Genomic DNA, 18725 nt, shown 5'->3' on the forward strand with positions numbered 1-18725 from the left:
TGCCGTCCTGCTCGCCGCGCCGAGCGCTGTTCCGCCGAGCTCGGCCGGAGGGCCGCGAGCGGCCGCGTGGCGCCGTCACCCGGCGGCTTGCGCTACGCTGCCAGGGATGATTCACCACCTCGACGATCGACTCCGCGAAGAGGCGCGGCGCTATCGTCTCGTGTTCGCCTGCCCCGATTGCGCCTCGTTCGATCCGGTGTCCCCCGACCCCGGCGAGGCGGGCGCCGGGCCGCCTGGCCGCGGGCCTCGTTGCTCGCTTGGCTACCCGGTCGCGCCGCACCTGAGCACCTCGCTCGAGGATCGCGACGAGATCATCTTCTGCAAAGCGTTCGAGCTGCGATGAGCCCTCCTGCTGGACCTCCCCCGCCGCCCAGGCGAGGCCGGTCGCACCCCCCGTCGCTGATCCGCCTCGCCGAGCGGCTGATCCGGGACGAGCGGCTGCTCGCTCGCGGCGACGTCGTGCTCTGCGCCTGCTCCGGAGGCCCCGACTCGACCGCCCTGCTGCACGTCCTTTCGCTGCTGCGGCGGCGGATCGGCCACGAGGTGGTCGCGCACGGCGTCGACCACGGCCTCCGCGCCGCGGCCGCGGCCGAGCTCGCGATCGCGCGCGACCTGTCCGAACAGCTCGGGGTCCCTTACGCCGAGACCCGCGTGGACGTGGCTCCCGGTGCGAACCTCCAGGCCAGGGCGCGCGCCGCCCGGTTTGCCGCGCTGGCAGCCGCCGCGGCGGCGCACGGCGCCCGCGCGATCGCGACCGGCCACACCGCGGACGACCGGGCCGAGACGGTGCTCTTGCGCCTGCTGCGGGGGGCGGGGCCGCGTGGGCTCGCCGTTTTGCCGCCGCGCGCCCCGCTCCCGTCCGACGTCGCCGGCGCGGCGTGTGGCGGCGTGTTGCCGGCCCCGGCGGCGAGCATCGAGCTCATCCGCCCCTTGCTCCAGGCCCGCCGCGCCGACGTCCTGGCCCACCTCGGCCGACATCGACTGGCGTTCGCAGAGGATCCCAGCAACCGGGATCCCCGTTTCACCCGTGTCCGCGTCCGCCGCGAGCTCCTCCCGCTCCTCGAGGACCTGTCGCCGGCGATCGTCGACCACCTCTGCGCGCTCTCGGACATGCTCGTCGCCGGGCGAGATCGGCCGCCTGGCGGCGATTCAGACGTCCTCGACGGCAGTGAGCCGCCGTCGATTCCGCTCGGTCGGGCGCAGCGATTCGCGATCGAGCGGGCTCGCAAGCTGGGGCGGCCGCTGCGCGTCCGGGTTCGCGGCGGCGAAGAGATCGCCGTGGGCTTTCCAGAGGAGTCCAGCGTGCTTATCGAGGATGGGTCTGCGCGTCGCGGGACCTGACCGCATGCACCCCACCCGCGGCCGCTGTCGAGCCCCCTTTTTTCGCCGTGTCACCACGGTCGAGACCCGCGGTCGACGACCGAGCCGACGGGTGGCATGCTGACTGGAACACGCGTACAATTTCAGTACACGCCGGCTCGCCGCGCGAGCTTAGAGGGTCCTCGTGAAGCAATCGCACAAGACGCTGCTGCTCTGGGTTCTGCTGATCATGATGTTCTTGGCGATCTGGCAGTTCTTGAGCCCGGATTCCCGGCCCGCCACACAAGTCGCGTTCAGCGAGTTCATGGCCCAGGTCCAGGTCGAGGCCAAGGACAAGGAGCCGCACGTCGAGTCGGTCACGATCAAGGACCGCGAGTACACCTTCTGGGTCAAGGACCCGAAGAGCGGGACGAAGACGAAGAAGGTCACGATCGGGCCTGACAACGCCGACGAGATCACGAAGACGATCGTCGACAACAAGGTCGCGGTGTTCTTCGAGAAGGAGGAGACGTCGCCGTTCTGGCCGGGGGCGATCATGTATCTCCTGCCGACGGTCTTCCTGCTCGTGATGTTCTATCTGTTCATGCGCCAGCTCCAGGCCGGCGGCGGCAAGGCGATGAGCTTCGGCAAGTCGCGCGCCCGGCTGCTCAGCGAGGCGCAGAACAAGGTGACGTTCGCCGACGTCGCGGGCATCGACGAGGCGAAGGACGAGCTCGAGGAGATCATCGCGTTCCTCAAGGACCCGAAGAAGTTCCAGAAGCTCGGCGGCCGGATCCCGAAGGGCGTCCTGATGATGGGCCCCCCCGGGACGGGCAAGACGCTCCTCGCGCGCGCGATCGCCGGCGAGGCGGGCGTGCCGTTCTTCTCGATCTCCGGCTCGGATTTCGTCGAGATGTTCGTCGGCGTCGGCGCGAGCCGGGTGCGCGACCTGTTCGAGCAGGGCAAGAAGCACGCGCCGTGCATCATCTTCATCGATGAGATCGACGCGGTCGGTCGCCACCGCGGCGCGGGGCTCGGCGGCGGTCATGACGAGCGCGAGCAGACGTTGAACCAGCTGCTCGTCGAGATGGACGGCTTCGAGTCGAACGAGGGCGTGATCATCGTCGCCGCGACGAACCGCCCCGACGTCCTCGACCCTGCGATCCTGCGGCCTGGCCGCTTCGACCGGCGCATCGTCGTGAACCGCCCCGACGTGCGCGGCCGCGAGGGCATCCTCCGGGTCCACACGAAGAAGGTCCCGCTCGGTCCGGACGTCGACATGGAGATCCTGGCGCGGGGCACACCCGGGTTCGTCGGCGCCGACATCGAGAACCTGGTCAACGAGGCGGCCCTCCTCGCGGCGCGTCAGGACAAGGACGTCGTCTCGATGGTCGACTTCGAGATGGCCAAGGACAAGGTGCTGATGGGCGCCGAGCGCCGCAGCATGGTCATCAGCGACGAGGAGAAGCGGACCACGGCTTACCACGAGGCCGGGCACGCGCTCGTCGCGAAGCTCCTGGAGAAGTTCTCGGATCCGGTCCACAAGGTGACGATCATCCCGCGCGGCCCGGCGCTCGGCCTCACGCAGCAGCTGCCGAAGGAGGACCGGCTCAGCATGTCGCGCGACTTCGCCAAGGCGCGGCTGTCGGTGCTGATGGGCGGCCGCGTGGCGGAGGAGATCGTGTTCGGCCAGTTCACGACGGGCGCGGGCAACGACATCAAGCAGGCGTCGAACCTCGCGCGGCGCATGGTGACCGAGTTCGGCATGAGCGACGTGATCGGGCCGATCTCGTACGGCGCTGACGAGGAGAGCGTGTTCCTCGGGCGCGATTTCACGAGCCGGCGCCGCGACTACTCGGAGACGATCGCCAACCAGATCGACGACGAGGTGCGGCGGTTCATCCTCGACGCCCACGCCGAGGCGCGGCAGCTCCTCACGGACAACCGCGAGATCCTCGAGCGGCTCGCCACGGCGCTCCTCGAGCGCGAGACGCTGGACGCCGAGGAGGTCGACGCCATCGTCGGTGGCCGCGAGCTGCCGCAGCGCCAGCGCGTCGTGATCCCGAGCTACAGCGATCGCGATCGCGCCGCCAAGGAGAAGCGCCGCGCGGCCAGCATCTTCGGCACCCCGAAGCCCGCCCCGAGCACCTGATCCCGAAGCGCGGGGCGGAGCCCGATGCCTCTCGGGCGGCCCCCGCGTACCTGGGGCGCCACGCGGGACGGCGCGGCGCCCCGAGCCTCCTCGATTCCCTTCCCCATCAGAAAAGCGGCGCGCGCAGCCGGCGCGCCCCCCGGATCGCCTCAGGGGGCGGTCAGCGTTGCCTGCAGGAACGCCCACTGCTGCAGATCCGCCGGGCGGCCGTCGTCGTGCGCGCGGTTCGCCTTCGTGAAGATCGCCTGGGCGCCGTCACCGAAGAGGAACAGGCCGTAGCCGAGCGCGAGGCGCAGCGGCTCCCATGGCTGCAAGGCGAGCGAGACGTCGATCTCGTGGCCCAGCGTCCGGCTCTCGTTGTCGCTGGCGGCGCCGACAGGGAGGAGGCGCGCTGTCACCCACCTGCCTGCTGGAGAGGCGAGGCCGACGAACGTGTATCCGGCGGAGACGGTCAGCGGGTCGAAGGGCGAGGCGCGGACGCTTCCGCCCCCCTCGATCACGTTGGACCACGCGTAGAGCCCCATGGGGCCGTGGTTGTTCTGTGCGTCGGGCAGGATCGGATCGAAGCGGCGCTGCGTCTCGCCCACCGCGAGCGCGCCGTCGTCGCCCGTCGCGTAAGCGCCGCGGGCGCTGAAGGTGAGGTGGGCGGGGAGCGCTGTCTCGAGCTCTGCGCGCGCTGCGGCCGCGAACGCGCCGAGAGCGCGGTCGGCCGCGAACGTGGCCACACGACCGAGCTCGTACGCCCCCTCGATCGCGTACCGAAAGCCCCGGCGGTCACCGGAGACGCGCGCGTCGAGGACGACGGTGTCGCCGGGCGTGAGCCAGGTCGGGCGCGGCTCCCGGGTGATGCGCGCGAGCGCCGTGGCCTCGAGGTGGAGCAGGGGGGCGAGCCGCCAGATCGCGTTCAGGCCGTAGAGCTGGGACCCTGTCCCGGCGGCGATGGGCTTGCGCGTCCCCGCCACCTCGGGCGGGGCGCCTCCTGGCGCAGCGAGGAGCACGGCCATCGCCTCGAGGTCGATGTTGCCGAGCTGCAGCCCTGCGCGCACCGCATCGAGCGATCGCCCGGTGAGCGTCTCGTCGTCCGCTCCGACGAGGCGGCCATCCCCCCACGCGATCCGCTGCCGGCCCAGCCGGATGAAGGCGCGGCGCCCCGAGCGCGCGCGCAGATCGATGTACGCCTCGTACGGCGCCGTCTGCGGGAGGGCTGGCTCGCCCGGCCCGACGAAGATCGCGTCGTCGTTCCCCCAGAGCCGCGCGTCCTGGAGCGTGACGACGCCCGTGACGGGGCCGCGCTCGACGGTCAGCCCGAGGCGCGCGCGCTGGGCGAAGAACCACTGCGTCTTGACGACGTTGCCCGTGTCGCTGAGCGGCGGCAGCGCGCCTCCGAAGCCCTCGGCGAGCACCGCGTTCGAGCTGTAGACGTCGCCGCCCGTGTCGACCGGGTACCGGCGGAACTCTCCGCGGAGCCGGAGCTCCACCGAGGGGCGGAACGTGAACCCGCCGACGGCCAAGCCCTCCGACTGCGGCGACGCCTGCGCCGCCGCCCTCCTGGGCGCGAACGTGAGCGCGAGGAGCGCCGATCCCAGAGCGATGGAGGCGAACGGCAGGGATCGGATCATCAGCGAGGAGGGCCGGAGCGCGGGGACGTCGAACTGCAGATGTGCGGCCAGGACCGCGGCGTTCAGGCGGGCCGCGCTCCTGGAGCGCTCGCGCGAGGATAGGCGTCCCGATGCGCGTCGGACAAGTGGGGAAGCGGCTCCGCTCCTCCCCGGCGGCCCCGGCGTCCGGCGGGGCCAGCTCGCGCGCCGCGCGCCATGCGGACGACGTCAGGGATCGAAATCGTCCTCGCCGTGCGACGTCGGTGGCTTCGGCGGCTTCGGGGCGGCCCCCGTGCTGCTCCCGCGCCGCGGCGGCGCCTTCACGCTCGGGGCGGGTTGCCTCGTCGGCGGTCGGCTGGCCGCGCCCCGCCGCGCCGGAGCGTCGCCCGAATCGACGGCGAGCACCAGATCGAGCGTGAGCTTCGACGCCCTGCCGGCGCGTCGATCCGCGGTCGCGCCCGCCTCCGCGATCACGCGCTCGGCCGCCTCGAGCTCGTGCTTCACCTCGCGACGCTGCGGATCGTCCGCCAGCGCCTCTGCCCACGCGGCGGAAAGCGACGCCCGCTTCTTCTCGAGCTCCGCGGCGCGGCTCGACAGCTCGCCGAGCTGCTTCGACATCGCGAGGGAGCTCTTCAAGAACGCCTCGAACGCCGCGATGGTGTTCCTGTCCTCCGCGTCCAGCGAGCGCCCGCCTCGGGCGATCCCGACCCGCGCCTCTGGCACGAGCTCGACCTGGAGCCGCACGCCCGCCGCGCGGAGCTCCGCCGCGCGCGCGCGCGCCGCCTCGAGCGCTGCCTTGCCGTCCGATCTCGGATCGAGCCCCAGCGCGCGCGACAGCTCGGCCGGCGCTGCATTCGAGAGCTCCTCGGCCTTCAGCGACTCGTCGCGGAGCGCCCGGGTGGCCTCGAAGAACTCGTCGTAGGGCTGCTTGCCCGTGCGCAGGGCCTGTCCCTGATCGAGCAGCGAGATCTGCGCGGTGCACGCGGCGAGCAAGGGGGCGTGCGGCGCGACCAGCAGCAGCGCGAGCGCCGCCATGCGGAGCCGGCTCGCGCGGTCCGGCGGCCTCGTCACCCACATTGGAGGATGACCCCCCAGAGCTCGTAGCTCGCGGCAGGCTTCGAGAGGAACACCACGCCCACGTAACCCGAGCGCGACGACACGCCGAGCACGCCTTGCCCGAAGTTCCCGGCCGGCGGCGAGAGCGCGATCGGATCTCCGATGGGGGAGAAGTTGGCGGCCAGGGTCTGCGCGCGCATGGCGCGGCTCCCCGGAGGGCCCTCGGTCCACACGAGGAGCCAGCGTCCATCGCCGAGCCCCGCGATATCCGGCGCGAAGGCGTCTCCCCCGGGGCCGCCGGAAGGGAGCGGGATCACCTGGGTCGACCCGGGGATGGACCCCGGGGCGGCCTGCCCGGCGCGGATCTCCCATCGCCCGTCCGTTGGCCGATCGGCAAAGACGACGGCGAGCGCGCGCTCGTTCCATCCGAGCGATGGCTTGCCGATCGAGCCTCCGGAGCCGGTCACCCGGGTGAGCTCGCCGACGGGCTTGCGCTCGGCGTCGAGCCAGCCTGCCCACACGGCCTTCTCGCGGCGGAACGCGACGGCGTAGCCGCTGGCGCCGGCCGCGAGCGCGCGCGGCGCCTCGAGCGGCTCATCCCCTTGCACCGGCCAGAGCGGGGAGGGGGCGGCGTCGGGAGCATCGGCCGCCACCAGAGCGCCGTCCGCCAGACCGATGACGAACGACCTCGGCCCCGGCACGCTGACGGGAGAGCGGATGGCCTGCTGTGCCGCCGTGAGAACGGTGAAGCGCTCCTCGACCGGCGAGATGCTCAGGATGTCGGCGGCCTCTCGGTTCGAGAACCGCTCGCTCCGCTCCCCGGTCGCGGGATCGATCTCGAGGCCCACGGCCTCCATGGGGCTCTTCGCGTACCCCACCACGAGCTTGCCGCCCTTCGTCGTCGTGACCTCGAAGGGGATGCTCTTCGCAACGAGCGGCGCCCATGGCTGGGGCTGGCGCGCCACCCAGCAAGGCTTCGGCGGGACGGGGATCGCCGAGCGCGCGGCGTCCTGCGCTGCGCCGAGCGTCGTGCGCGCCGTCCCGACCGGCGGCTGGCGCGCGGTCGTGACGGAGCGGCGGCCCGCGAAGAAGGCGACGACGCTCATGAGCACCGCCGCCCCGCAGAGGCCGATGAGCGACGAGGCCGGCACGGTCACCGCTGCGGAGAGCCCCTTTCCGTCGCCGCGTCGCGCCGCGAGCGCGCGCGGGTTGAGCGCTGGCGGGCCGTTGCCCGATCCGGGGACGGAGCCTCGATCCGAGCGCTGGCCCGAGGCGTGGAGCGCGTCGGCAGCCGCGCTCCGCTGCGGGTTCGGCAGCCCCGGCAGCCCCGGCCACGCGCGCATCGCCGGGTGCCCCTGCGACGCGCTCGATCCGACGCCGACCGACGGGATCGTCGCGTACTCGCGGCGCCCCAGCGGCGCCTCGGCGGCCAGAGGAGAGCGCTTCGTCTCGCTGGGCACGGGCGGCGTGGGGAGCTCCGGGCTCTCGCGGCGCAGCACCGTGGTGGAGGGCTCCGGGGCGTCGCTGCGATCGCGGCTCGCCGCGGGACCGCGGCCGTCGGCGGCCGGCATGTCCTCGGAGCTGCGGGGCGAGGGACCGTCGGTGGACGTCGCTGGGCTCGCAGGGCGAGAGCCAGGCGCCGTGGAAGCGGCGCCCGTGACAGGCGCAGCTTCGGCCGGCGGGGCCGGCGCAGCGAGGGGCAAGGTCGGCGTCGCCAGCGGGGCCGACGGCGCGGGGGGCGGTGCCATCAAGGGCGTGGCGCGGGGCGCGTCCGCAGGGGGGCGCGGCGGCGGCGCGGGGAGCGCGCCGAGACGGACGAGGGCCTTTGCGCCGGCCGCCGTCCGATCCGACGCGTCAGGCGCGCGCGGGCCTGCGGGCCGCTTCGCGGCGACCGCGGGGAACCGGACCGGAACTGGAGGTGGCGGCACGGAGCGCTTCCCCGTGAGCGCGGCGCGCTTCGTGGCGCGGCCGGGGCTCGACGGCGCCGGTGACGTCGCCGAGAGCGGCTTGCCGGCGCCCTGATCCGCGCCGGTCGTCGCTCCGCCGCGCCCATCGTTCTGCTGTGCAGCGCCCGCCAGCGCCGCGTCGCGACCGACGGGGAGAGGCGGCGGCCGGGGTGGTCTCGCCTCCGCGCGCGACGCCGTACCGCCCGCGGCTCTCGGCGCTGTTCCCGGGCTGCTGGGCGCGGCCGCGCCCGCCGCGCGCCTCGGCGGCGCCGGCTCATCGCCGTCCGTCGTCGCGCCGGCGCCGCCCGCGTCTGCGGCAGGGCGCTGACCCGCGGAGGTCTCCTCCGGATCCTCCGCCCCCGAGGGGAGCTTCGGCGCGCGCGGGATCTCGGTCGTCCCCTGGTCGCCGGGCGAGGGGCCGTCGTAACGGGGGAGCTGGGTGATCGCGCGGGCGACCCCCGCATCGAACGTTCCGCCTGCGGCTGGCACGACGATCGGCGCGTTCTGTCCGCTGGCCGGCGCGTCTGCCGGCGCCTCGACGCCCGTGAGCGTCCTCATGGACTCTCGCTTGCGCGGCGGCAGGGGAGGCGGCTGCGGTCGCGTGGCCGCTCGGCGCGCGTGCGGCGGCGCGGGCCTCCGCCCGTTCGAGGACCTCTCCGCGGGCGCCGGGCCGATGGGCTGACCGCTGCGGGCGGGCGCCGGACCCAGATCCTCGATGAGCTCGATCTCCAGCGCCGCGCCGTCCTCGCGAGCGGCCTCTTCAACCCCGGCGGCCGGCCCCTCGGGCGCAGCGGTGCGCGCCTCGGGCTTGCGCCGGAGCTGGGCGGCGTCGGCGAGCTCCGGCTGCCTGGACGCGGGCGCCCAGGCGTCCATGCCCTTGCGCCAGACGAGCGTGGAGCCTGGAATGATCCCGGCAGCCAGCGCGCTGCGCAGCTCGGCGGTGCTCAGGCTCCGCTGGACGCCACGCTCGTCCGTCCATCTCCACGCGCTCAACGGGGGCCCCTCCGCCAGCTGGTAGAGCGCCGAAATTTCAGGACGTGAACCACGACGATCGCGATCGTACCGCGCGTCGTTTGCAAAGAGATCTTCTTTCGTGCGCCCACGCAACCGCGCGTCCACTCACGACGAAGATCGCGCTGGTAGCTCATGACCCTTTCCAGCGCCCTCGCCGCCGCAGTCCGCTCCGTGGTCGCCGCCGCTGCGCGCACGCTCAGCCCGCCGGCCTGTGCGGGCTGTGACGCCCCGGTCGCCGATGCCTCGGTGTTCTGCGCCGATTGCGCGCGCACCTCCGTGCCTTACGCAGAGGGGGCGCCGCGAGGAGGAGCGGGCACGCGCGCCGGGGCGGGAGCACCTCTCGTCGCGTTCGCTCCGTTCGGAGGGGCGGTCGCGGAGGGTATCCGGCGCTTCAAGTACGGAGATCGTCCGGATCTCGCGCGCCCGCTCGGCCGGTTGATGCTCTGCGCGGCGCGCGAGGCGGAGGTGCGCGTCGACCTCGTTGTCCCGGTGCCGCTGCATCCGCGCCGTCTCGCCGAGCGCGGGTACAACCAGGCCGCCCTGCTGGCCGCGCACGTCGCCGACGGACTCGCGGTGTCCTTCGCGCCACGGGCCCTCTGCCGTGTCCGTCCCACCGCGCAGCAGGCGCAGCTCTCGCGTGATCGCCGCCTGGAGAACGTGGCAGGTGCGTTTCGCGTGCACGCGCCTGAGCGCGTCCAGCGCCGGAGGGTCGCGCTCATCGATGATGTGGCGACCACGGGGGCCACGCTCGCGGCGTGTCGAGATGCGCTCCTCGGCGCGGGCGCCGCTTCGGTGATCTACCTCGTCCTCGCGACCGCCGAGAGCGGGGCGGACGAGCTCAGAAGCTCACCTCCGTCAGCACACCGCACTTGACGCGGACGGTCCTGCCCTCGGTGAGCCATCGCGTGCCGTCGCGCGTCGGCTCGCCGAGTCGAACGAAAAAACGCCCGCAACGGACCTCGACGGGTCGCTCGCTGGGCCCCACCGGCACGCCCGTCACGTAGACGGTCGCATTCCGGGAGGAGTTGAGCTTGAGCAGGCCGTGGCCCTTTCGCGGGGTCGGCGGAGTCGTCGCTGCAGCGTCGACGGATGTCTGTCGTTGAGGGGCTGCCGTCTCGGTGGCTGATGGTGCTGGAGGTGCCGCGGCCTCGGTGGCTGATGGTGCTGGAGGTGGCGCGGCCTCAGCACGTGGCGTCGGGGATGCGGCCGGCGTCGGCTGTGCCGTGGCGTCGGTCGCGCTCGCCAGCTGCACGGGGACGGCTGCTTGCTTTGAAGCCACGGCGGTGACGCTTACAGGACCGCCGGTGGTCACGATCGCCGGTCGGGGCGCTCGGCTGGGTGCCGCCAGTTCGGGCAGGCTCGTCTCGACGGTGTACACCCCCAGCGCAAACAGGATGGTTGCTGTCGCCAGCGCAACTCCGGCGGTGCCGAGCGGTGAGAGCGGCTTCGACAGAGGCGCCGCGACTGACTCAGGTTGAGGCGAGGCCGACCCAGGTTGCGGCGAGAGTGGCTTCGACGGGGGGCCGTCGTCCGACCGAGGTTGAGGAGCGTCCGACGGGGGCGGGGGCGAGGCCGACCCAGGTTGCGGCGAGAGTGGCTTCGACGGGGGGCCGTCGTCCGACCGAGGTTGAGGAGCGTCCGACCGAGGTTGAGGAGCGTCCGACCGAGGTTGAGGAGCGTCCGACCGAGGTTGAGGAGCGTCCGACCGAGGTTGAGGAGCGTCCGACCCAGGTTGAGGAGCGTCCGACCCAGGTTGAGGTACGTCCGCGCCTGTCGACCCAGGTTGGGGGGCGTCCGGGTCCGTCGAGAACATCGGGCGCCACTTTAGCCGGATCGCTGCCGCGCCGGATTCCCCCCCTGTCGGCGGCCCACCCGACGGAAGCGCAGGAGCTTCGCCGTCGGAGCCGCTCTCGAGAGCAAGCACGAACGTCGGATGTGTGCTGGAATACATCCGTGTACGTCGTCGCACATCCACTGACGTGGATCCGCAGGAGGTTGCCGCGCGGTCGTCGTGTTCTGGCCGCCGGGGTGCTCGACACCCTCGGGCTCCTGGATCGCTTCCTCTGGCTGCGCGCGAAGCTTCGGTTGCCCGTGCTCTCCGTGTTCACCTACCACCGCATCGCGGATGTCTCGGAGGTGGACGAGCTCGATCCGGGGGTCGCCGAGGTGAGCGCGCGCGAGTTCGAGGAGCAGCTCGCGGTCATCAAGACGCACGGCACCGTGGTGTCCCTCCGGGACGTGCGGCTCCTCGCGAAGGGGCGGAAGCTCCCGCCGAACCCCGTCATGGTCGCGTTCGACGACGGCTACCGTGACAACCACGACGTCGCGTTGCCCCTCCTCGAGCGCGCGGGGGTCACGGCCACGTTCTTCATCGCCACCGGGTACCCCGACAGGGGCCGCCTCTTCTGGTGGGATCGCGTCGCGCTCCTCATGCACCGGTGCCGTCGGGCGCGCGTCGAGATCGCCTACCCAGCGACGCTCGTGCTCGAGCCGCTGCGCGACCCGATCGCCGCGGCGATGCTCGTCTGCCAGACCATCAAGCACACCTCCGGGGTCGACATCGGGCGCCTCTGGGACGAGATCGAGCGCGCCACGGGGGTGTCGATCGACCTCGACGAGGAGCGCGCGCTCGCGACCAGGACGATCATGGACTGGAACCACATCGGGGCGCTGCGCCGGGCAGGCATGGACGTCCAGTCGCACTCGCACAGCCATCGTGTCCTCCAGACGCTCTCGCCCGAAGAGGCCACTCGCGATCTTGCGCGCTCCCGCCGCGTGCTCTCCGACGCCCTGAACGAGGCCGTGCACGCGGTCGCGTACCCCGTCGGATACAGCCTGTGCGGCGCGTTCCATCGCGCCGTCAAGGAGGCCGGCTTCGAGATCGGCTTCACCAACAACTCCGGCCTTTGCATGCTCTCGTCCTTCGACCCCCTGAATTTCCCGCGCATCGCCATGGACCGCGGGCAGATCGGCGCGCTCTTCAAGCTCAAGCTGCTCATCGGCCAGCGGCCCGGCTCTCGGTCCGGCTGCTGATCGAGCAAAGACCGCGCGCCGCTCCGCCGCCGCGCGCGCCGAGCGCCTCCGCTCGCCCGACGCCGCCTCGGCCGGCGCGCGTGTGGCCTGGGCTGTGCACGTGGACGTCGCTGGGCCGGTTCTGCACGCGCGTGGCCTCGATGGCCCAGGAAAGCTGCTGCGCAGCCTGTTCGACGAAGGGGGGCTCACGTGAAAGGCACAATCCATGAACGCAGCTTCCGCGCCGCCGTCTCGATGCTCGGCGCGGCTTCGCTGATCTCCGCGGCCCTCGCGTCGGGATGCGGCGGCGCGTCGGCGCCCGCCGCCTCCGCGAAGGCGCCCGCGCGACCCGCGCAGGCGTCGCCCGGCGGGCAGGGCGCGCGGGGGGCGAGCGTCGAGCAGCGCGAGCAGCGCGAGGCCCAGCGCGCCTGGTGCGTTTACCTCGAGGCGCTCTACCAGCGGGCCACCGAGCAGGCGAAGGGCTGGCCGAAGTTCGAGCAGTGCACGCAGATGACGACGATGGCCTCGCCGAAGATGCTCCGCGCGACCTCGGAGTGCTCGCTGGCAGCGCTGCGGCGCTTCGAGGGCGATCCCTTCACCGCCGCCTATGCCGAGGAGGTGAGCCGTTGCGGCTCGGAGGCCATGACGGCCACCACGCTCCCGCGCGCCGACCTGGCGCCGTACATGGCCGTCCTCTGCGGCCGCCTCGCGGGGTGCGGAGACCTCGACTACGACACCTGCCGGCAGAGCCTGGAGGAGGGCCTCGGCCCGCAGCTCGAGCGAGCGATCGGCGCGATGAACAGCCGCGGCCGGCACGAGGTCCGCGTCTGCTTCGGCAAGCTCGCGTGCGGCGGCGATCTCGGCCCCCAGATCTCCGCGTGCCTCGAGCCCATCATGGACGACCTGCTCTGGCTGCCGGGGTGAGCGGCCGCCGCGCCGCGCTCCGCCACGCCCAGAGGGCGGCGGCGCCGCGCGGCGGTCAGCCGGCGGCGCCCGGCAGGCGGCAGCGCGCGATCAGGGGGACATGATCGGACAGCCCTGCGAACGCGCCCTTGTGCCCGAACGGGTGCGTGCCCGTGAAGTCCAGCCACTGGAGGCGCTCGGACGAGTAGACGTGGTCGAGGTGCATGCGGAGGTTCATGAAGCCGGCCGTCGGGAAGGCGCGCGCCTCGGTCTCGGAGAGGCAGCGGACCTTGGCGAACGCGTCCACGAAGCCGATCTCCTCGCGCAGGAAGCGATCGACCGGCGAGCCTGGCAGCGAGTTGAAGTCGCCGACCACCACGAAGTTGCCGCTCCGGCGCTCGCGGCGGACGAAATCGGCGAGCACCCTCGCCTCCTCGATCTGATTGGGCCCGAACCCCATCCGCGCCTCGCCGGTCCAGAACTCCCGCGAGAACACGCTCGGCAGGCTGAGGTGGGTGTTGAACACATCGAAGCTCTGCCCGCTCTCGTGCTCGAACGACACGTGCGCGCAGATGCGCGTCTGCTTCAGGCTCTTGACCCCCCGCCGATGGGTGATGTCGTGCGGGCGCTCCGCGTTGTGGTGTCCGATGTGGAATGTGTCGCGCGCGAGCACCGCGAGCCCGGTCGTGTAGATGTTCGTCCGGGAGGTAAGCCTGTAGGTGTGCGCGGGGAAGTAGTAGGCGACGTAGCGCTCGCGCCGCTCTGCCTGCGCCAGCGCCGCGTGCAGCTCGGTCGTCAGGCGATCGAGCTGGGTCTCCTCCGGGTGCCAGCGCGGGTTCATCGTCGAGGACCTCAGCGACTGGGTCTCGACCTCCTGGAGGCACACGAGATCGGGCAGCGGGGACATCCGCGCGAGCGTCGTCGCGATCCGGGTGATGGCGGCGCTGGTCGAGGCGATGCCCCGCGTGCCGTGCCCGAAGTAGCGGACGTTATAGGTGACGATCCTGAGCGCCGTGGCGTCGTCGCGCGGTGTCCCGGGGCCGCGGAGAGCGCCGGACGCCGCGCGTGTCGAGGTCGGGTCCGGTACCTGCTCCGCCGGTGTTGGGCCGCTCGAACGAGGTGGGAGGCGTCGCTCGGTCATGTATCCTCTCGCCCATGGGCAAGAACATCATCGTTTCCGAGGATACCATTCGTGACCTGCTGGAAGCGCATGCCTCCCTCTCCGCCTGGTATTACGAGCTCTGGTCGGCGCTGCGGGTCGCGAAGGCCTCGGCGAGCGCCCCCGATGATGCGGCCCGTGCGGCGTTTGTCGAGCGGATGGCCATGAGCTTCCCGGAGGTCGCGTCGATCGCCCGCTCCATCCAGGTGCCGAGGATGTTCGTCCCGCCGCCGCCCGCGGTGAGCGTGCCCCCCGTCGCGGAGGGCGAGACGGGAGGAGATGAGGCCCCGACAGCGATCGAGCCCGCGCCCGCCCGGCTGCGGGAGCTCCACGGCCAGCCACCGAAGAGCCAGCCAGGCTCGCAGCCCACCGATGAGTCCGCCCCTGCGCCGTCACAACCTGCGATCGCTCCTCCACCGATGGTGGTCCCGTCGACAGTGAAATACGACACCTGAGGTCCAGTCCCCGCTCGGCCGGACTCGCGAGCTCTCACCACCAAGGGCACGCCTCGCGTGCTCCCCCTCAGCGCGCCTCGCGCGCTGCTCCTCGCAGAGCCGTCAGCGCGCGAGGCCGCGGGGGGCCTTGCGACGCGCGAGGAGCTGCTCGGCCTCGGCGGCCCCTGTCATGTCGAACCTGGGGTTCAGATCGAGCGCGTCCCGCACGAGCCGCTCGCCTCGCGCCACGTCCCCCAGGGCGATCCGGATCGCCCCGGCGTGGTAGAGCAAGCGCGCGTCCCTCGTGCCGAGCGCCAGCGCCCGGTCGCTGGCCGCGCGCGCTTCGGCCAGCTTGCCGGCGCGGTACAGCGCCCAGGCGTGGGTGTCCTCGGTGTAGATGTCTGCGCGGACGGCGCGCTCCGCGCCGGCGAGGCGGAGCGCCTCGTCGCGCTCCAGGCCCCTGGTCGCGTAGTACAGCGCGAGGGTCCGGCGGTCCGACCGCTGCCCCGCGTCGACCGCGCCGGCGTAAGCCCGCGCTGCGCCGGCGTTGTCGCCTGCAGCCATCCTCGCGTCGCCGAGCAGCCACGCGGTCTCCGCGTCCGGGCTCCGCAGGTGGGCCCGCTCGAGGAGCTCGACGGCGCGGCCCCACGCGCCGCGGGCCAGCGCGACGCGCGCCCTGCCGGCGAGCGCCGGCGGATATTCGGCCAGCGCGGCGAGCGCCCGCTCGAAGCCCAGGTCTGCGCCCTCGTGGTCGCCCTCGTGCCAGAACATCATGGCCGCCTGGGTCAGGGTCCACGCGAGCGCCTCGGGGTCGCCCGGGTCCCCGGCGTCGATCGCGAGGCGGATGATCCGCTTCGCCGTCGCCGCGTCGCCCTGGAGCCACCGCAGGTGTGCGGCCCGCGCGTAGGACGGCAGGCCGGGCCGCTGGTCGACCATCCGCTGCGCCGCGTGCGCCGCGACCTGGAAGGCACCGAGCGCGAGGGCGGCGTCGCTGAGCGTCCCGAGCGCGAGCGCGTCGCCCTCGTCCTGCGAGAGGACCCGCTCCGCCGCGTCGCGCGCCTCGGTGAACCTGCGCTCGTGGATCAGCACGAGGCCGAGCAGGTTGAGCGACGCGCGATCCTCTGCGGTCAGCGCGAGCCCGGCCTCCGCGCACGCGCGAGCCCGGCCGTAGAGCGACGGATCGCCCGAGGCGCGCGCCTTTCGGAGCCACGCGTGGCCGAGCGCGCTCCAGAGATCCGCGCCGCCGGGCGCCTTCGCGAGCCGCCGGGACAGCGCCTCGATCTCGCGATCGACGGCGCTCGCGCCCGCCGGGGCCGCGAGCGCGAGCGCGAGCGCGGCGTCGAGGCTCGAGGGCGCCGGCGCCTCGGCCGCGCGCCCGGTCGACACCGTCGCGGCCGGGACGGCCTCGGCGCGCGGGCGCTCGGTGCAACCGAGGCCTCCGCTCAGGGCAGCGCAGGCGAAGAGGCAACCTGTTCGTCGCAGCATCGGAGCGCTGACCTCCTTTCGCGCTGGAGCTCCGCCCTGGGCGCGCCGCGGCTCTCCCGGGGGCGTCACAGGCTCGACCCGATCGCGAAAGAGCTTGCCTCGCCGGTCTGCGCCGGCAAGCTCGCCGCTCCAGCGCATCGTTCGATCGACCAGCGGCGCGCAGCGCGGAGGAGATCGCATTGCCTGTCCAGACGGATGGCGACCGCCTGCAGCGGCTCTGCGCCGCGGCGCTGATCGTGCACCTCTGCGCCGCGTGTGCTCGCCGCGCCTCGCCGGAGGCGGGCGCGACAGCGGCGCCCTCGCCGGGGGCGGATGCGGCCGCGGCGCTCTCCTTGGAGGCGGGCGCGACCTCGGCGCCCTCGCCGGCAGGGCACGCGGAGGGCCTGACGGGCGACGAGATCACCCCCGTCTACGGGAAGGCCGAGGGCACGCCGGAGCCGCTCGCGGCCCGGCTGTGCGACGCGCTTCACGCGTTGCCCGCGCGGCGAAAGGCGGCGTGCTGCGGCGGCGCCGCGGGCTTCCAGGCCGCCGCCGAGTGCGCGCGCGCGCTGAGCGTCGCGGTGCGCGCGCGGGCGGTGACGCTGTCGACCGACGAGGTGGGCCGCTGTGTCGAGGCGATGGAACGGTCGCTCGATGGATGCGACTGGGTCTCTCCGCTCGCCGCCCCGGTCCCGCCAGCGTGCGAGGGGATCGTGCGGGGCGCGCTCGACGAGGGGGCCCGGTGCCGGTCGTCGCTCGAGTGCGCGGGCGGGCTGCGCTGCGACGGCGCCGGCCCCACCGACGCGGGCACCTGCCGCGCCCCGCGCGCCGCGGGGCCCTGCGGCCTCTCGGTCGACGCGCTGGCCGCGGTCACCCGGCAGACGCGCTACGCCGAGGCGCACCCCGAGTGCCGCGGCCACTGCGCCGGGCGCGCGTGCGCGGACGACCTCCCGCTCGGCGGCCGCTGCGAGGCCCACGCGGCCTGCGGGCGGGGCCGCCGCTGCATCGACGCGCGCTGCAGCGAGGCGGCGCTGCCCCCCGCCGGCGCCGCCTGCCTCGGCGGGCTCTGCGCGGCCGGCGCGCGCTGCGTGGACGGGCGCTGCGCGGCGCCGAAGGCCGAGGGCGAGGCCTGCACGCGCGACGGCGAGTGCCGCGCCGCGTGTGTTCGACGAGCGCGCGGGGGCGCCGCAGGCGGCGTGTGCGGGATGCGGTGCGCTGCGCCGTGACAGGCGAGCTGCGCGCGCTGCGCCACGCCGGGCGGCTCAGGGCCGGAAGTGGCCCTGGGTCGCGCCCTCCCAGGCCGTCGCGAGGTAAGGGAAGGCCGGGAGGAACCGCGCGTCGTTCGCGCCCACGCCGTCGCCCGCCGTCGCGCCGAGCGCGCCGGTCAGGACGAGCGTGAGCAGCGCGTCGGTGACGTCGGTCTGCTCGTGATCCGCGCCGGGGACCAGCGCGCGGCCGTTCGGGAAGCCCGACGGCATGCCCAGATCGATCCGGAGCACGTCGCCGACGGTCTCCAGGCTGTGTCCTCCGAGGCTCGCGGGCTTCAGGTTGAAGGCGTCGATGAGGTCGGTCCGGCTCTGCTTCAGCGCCTCGGGATCGAAGGCCGCGAGCGGCTGGCCTGCCTGGTAGAGCCCGGAGAACTCGGCGTCCCGCACCAGGATCGGGTTCAGGAAGTAGGCGCCGAAGTTGGCGAGATCGTCGCGCGGGTGCGCGCGGTTGTACTTGTCCTTGTCCTGCAGGCCGATGATCCAGGTGTTGATCAGCGGCAGGCCGACCCGCGACACCTGGACCCAGGGACCGAGGCCGTCTTCCTTGCCGTTCGCGCGCAGGATCCGCACCTTGCGGCGGCTCGCGGAGGCCCAGACGCCGAGCGTCTGCCGGTCGCTCGGCCCCGGCGTCGGCTCCGCGCCGCCGTTGACCGCGGCGAGCGGGAGCTCGAGCGCGAGCGTGTGGACGTTGAAGCCGGCGAGGTTGTCGCGCGCGGTGCACGACGGGTGCGGCGCCGCGAGGAGCGGGCACATCCCCGCCAGATCGGACGCGCGGCCGAGATCCGCGTAGAACCCGTCGTCGCGCGGCCCGGCCCAGGCGCGCCCCGCGCCGCCCGCCATCTGCTTGAGGAACTTCGAGGACGTCGCGAAGGCCGGGTAGCCGCCGCCGGTGATCCGGTAGGCGAGCTGGTTCGTCCTCCTCCCGATGTTCGGCGGCGCGACCGGGGCGTCCCTCAGGAGCACGGTCGGCGCGCCGCCCTCGATCCTCGTCACGGTGTACGTCTGCTCCCCGCCGGCGAGCTGCGAGAAGAACTCGTTGCCGCCGCTCGGCGCCGGCGTGAGCCCCGCCGGATCCGCCGCCACGTACGGCCTGGTCGAGAACCGGAACTGATAGGTCAGCGCGTCCTCGAGGCTCGACGGCCCGCGCGCGATGTGCACCTCGTAGAGCACGTCGTCCGAGAAGCCGTGGAAGTTCGGCCCGCTGGCGGGTTCCTCGAGCGGGATGTAGCTCGCGAGGATCACGAGGTTGCCGCCTTCCACCCACGCGTACAGGTCGGTGTTGTCGGCGGCCGGATCCCTCGCGATGGCCGGCGCCTCGCGGTGGCTCGACGCTGCGGCGAGGCCGGGCGCGCTGAGCGCGACGGACGCCGTGAAGACGGCGACGGCGCGCGACGGTCGGTGGATCATGCGTGCGGGTCCT

At 73.5% G+C, this 18725-nt stretch carries 14 protein-coding genes; 8 read left to right on the forward strand and 6 right to left on the reverse strand.

Going from position 1 to position 18725, the window contains the following annotated elements; all coding sequences use genetic code 11:
* Positions 1 to 106: 106 nt before the first annotated feature.
* From ACSRUE_RS12150 to ftsH, 3 genes are all read left to right on the forward strand, one after another.
* Complete coding sequence (locus ACSRUE_RS12150; RefSeq protein WP_441291131.1) at positions 107 to 343, forward strand: hypothetical protein; 237 nt, start codon at positions 107 to 109, stop codon at positions 341 to 343.
* The gene (gene tilS / locus ACSRUE_RS12155) at positions 340 to 1341 is read left to right on the forward strand and encodes a tRNA lysidine(34) synthetase TilS (protein WP_441291132.1); all 1002 of its coding nucleotides are present in this window, start codon (positions 340 to 342) and stop codon (positions 1339 to 1341) included. Before ACSRUE_RS12150 ends, tilS begins: the two co-directional genes overlap by 4 nt.
* A gap of 163 nt (positions 1342 to 1504) precedes the next feature.
* Positions 1505 to 3451 carry an ATP-dependent zinc metalloprotease FtsH gene (ftsH, locus tag ACSRUE_RS12160; RefSeq protein ID WP_441291133.1) on the forward strand — a complete coding sequence of 649 codons (1947 nt, stop codon included), beginning with the start codon at positions 1505 to 1507 and terminating at the stop codon, positions 3449 to 3451.
* A 149-nt stretch (positions 3452 to 3600) separates the two neighbouring features.
* On the opposite strand, the gene ACSRUE_RS12165 is transcribed toward ftsH, so the two are convergent.
* The 3 genes from ACSRUE_RS12165 to ACSRUE_RS12175 all read right to left on the reverse strand — a co-directional run bounded on the left by ACSRUE_RS12165 (position 3601) and on the right by ACSRUE_RS12175 (position 9044).
* Entirely contained in the window at positions 3601 to 5070 is a 1470-nt protein-coding gene (locus ACSRUE_RS12165; RefSeq protein ID WP_441291134.1) for an alginate export family protein, read from the reverse strand.
* A 207-nt stretch (positions 5071 to 5277) separates the two neighbouring features.
* Complete coding sequence (locus ACSRUE_RS12170) at positions 5278 to 6120, reverse strand: hypothetical protein (protein WP_441291135.1); 843 nt, start codon at positions 6118 to 6120, stop codon at positions 5278 to 5280.
* Entirely contained in the window at positions 6117 to 9044 is a 2928-nt protein-coding gene (locus ACSRUE_RS12175) for a DUF4339 domain-containing protein (protein ID WP_441291136.1), read from the reverse strand. The genes ACSRUE_RS12170 and ACSRUE_RS12175 overlap by 4 nt, the downstream gene beginning before the upstream one ends.
* A 153-nt stretch (positions 9045 to 9197) precedes the next feature.
* On the opposite strand from ACSRUE_RS12175, the gene ACSRUE_RS12180 reads away from it, so the two are divergent.
* The 3 genes from ACSRUE_RS12180 (at position 9198) to ACSRUE_RS12190 (ending at position 13001) form a co-directional block, all read left to right on the forward strand.
* A complete protein-coding gene (locus ACSRUE_RS12180; protein WP_441291137.1) occupies positions 9198 to 9938 on the forward strand; it encodes a ComF family protein in 741 nt (246 codons plus the stop codon).
* 1122 nt (positions 9939 to 11060) lie between these two features.
* Complete coding sequence (locus tag ACSRUE_RS12185; protein WP_441291138.1) at positions 11061 to 12098, forward strand: polysaccharide deacetylase family protein; 1038 nt, start codon at positions 11061 to 11063, stop codon at positions 12096 to 12098.
* Between the two features lie 189 nt (positions 12099 to 12287).
* Complete coding sequence (locus tag ACSRUE_RS12190; protein ID WP_441291139.1) at positions 12288 to 13001, forward strand: hypothetical protein; 714 nt, start codon at positions 12288 to 12290, stop codon at positions 12999 to 13001.
* 55 nt (positions 13002 to 13056) lie between these two features.
* Here the strand turns inward: ACSRUE_RS12190 and ACSRUE_RS12195 are convergent, their stop codons facing one another.
* On the reverse strand, positions 13057 to 14121 hold the full coding sequence (locus ACSRUE_RS12195) for an endonuclease/exonuclease/phosphatase family protein (RefSeq protein WP_441291140.1): 1065 nt from the start codon (positions 14119 to 14121) through the stop codon (positions 13057 to 13059).
* A 14-nt stretch (positions 14122 to 14135) separates the two neighbouring features.
* Between ACSRUE_RS12195 and ACSRUE_RS12200 the strand changes: the two genes are divergently transcribed.
* On the forward strand, positions 14136 to 14594 hold the full coding sequence (locus tag ACSRUE_RS12200) for a hypothetical protein (RefSeq protein ID WP_437764320.1): 459 nt from the start codon (positions 14136 to 14138) through the stop codon (positions 14592 to 14594).
* Between the two features lie 102 nt (positions 14595 to 14696).
* Here ACSRUE_RS12200 and ACSRUE_RS12205 read toward each other — a convergent pair whose 3' ends face one another.
* A complete protein-coding gene (locus ACSRUE_RS12205; protein WP_441291141.1) occupies positions 14697 to 16058 on the reverse strand; it encodes a tetratricopeptide repeat protein in 1362 nt (453 codons plus the stop codon).
* A gap of 179 nt (positions 16059 to 16237) precedes the next feature.
* Between ACSRUE_RS12205 and ACSRUE_RS12210 the strand changes: the two genes are divergently transcribed.
* A complete protein-coding gene (locus tag ACSRUE_RS12210) occupies positions 16238 to 17263 on the forward strand; it encodes a hypothetical protein (RefSeq protein WP_441291142.1) in 1026 nt (341 codons plus the stop codon).
* A gap of 36 nt (positions 17264 to 17299) precedes the next feature.
* Here the strand turns inward: ACSRUE_RS12210 and ACSRUE_RS12215 are convergent, their stop codons facing one another.
* Positions 17300 to 18712 (reverse strand): DUF4331 domain-containing protein, encoded by a 1413-nt coding sequence (locus ACSRUE_RS12215; protein WP_441291143.1) that lies wholly within the window; start codon positions 18710 to 18712, stop codon positions 17300 to 17302.
* Positions 18713 to 18725 lie beyond the last annotated feature (13 nt).

Source organism: Sorangium sp. KYC3313 (genome assembly GCF_052075895.1).
In the GTDB taxonomy this organism is placed as follows: Bacteria; Myxococcota_A; Polyangia; order Polyangiales; family Polyangiaceae; genus Sorangium; species Sorangium cellulosum_B.

Bases quoted from the DNA above. Each gene is read 5' to 3' on its own strand.
- ACSRUE_RS12150 (WP_441291131.1), top strand. From the start codon at position 107: ATGATTCACCACCTCGACGATCGACTCCGCGAAGAGGCGCGGCGCTAT.
- tilS (WP_441291132.1), top strand. From the start codon at position 340: ATGAGCCCTCCTGCTGGACCTCCCCCGCCGCCCAGGCGAGGCCGGTCG.
- ACSRUE_RS12165 (WP_441291134.1), bottom strand. From the start codon at position 5,070: ATGATCCGATCCCTGCCGTTCGCCTCCATCGCTCTGGGATCGGCGCTC.
- ACSRUE_RS12180 (WP_441291137.1), top strand. From the start codon at position 9,198: ATGACCCTTTCCAGCGCCCTCGCCGCCGCAGTCCGCTCCGTGGTCGCC.
- ACSRUE_RS12195 (WP_441291140.1), bottom strand. From the start codon at position 14,121: ATGACCGAGCGACGCCTCCCACCTCGTTCGAGCGGCCCAACACCGGCG.
- ACSRUE_RS12200 (WP_437764320.1), top strand. From the start codon at position 14,136: ATGGGCAAGAACATCATCGTTTCCGAGGATACCATTCGTGACCTGCTG.
- ACSRUE_RS12205 (WP_441291141.1), bottom strand. From the start codon at position 16,058: ATGCTGCGACGAACAGGTTGCCTCTTCGCCTGCGCTGCCCTGAGCGGA.
- ACSRUE_RS12215 (WP_441291143.1), bottom strand. From the start codon at position 18,712: ATGATCCACCGACCGTCGCGCGCCGTCGCCGTCTTCACGGCGTCCGTC.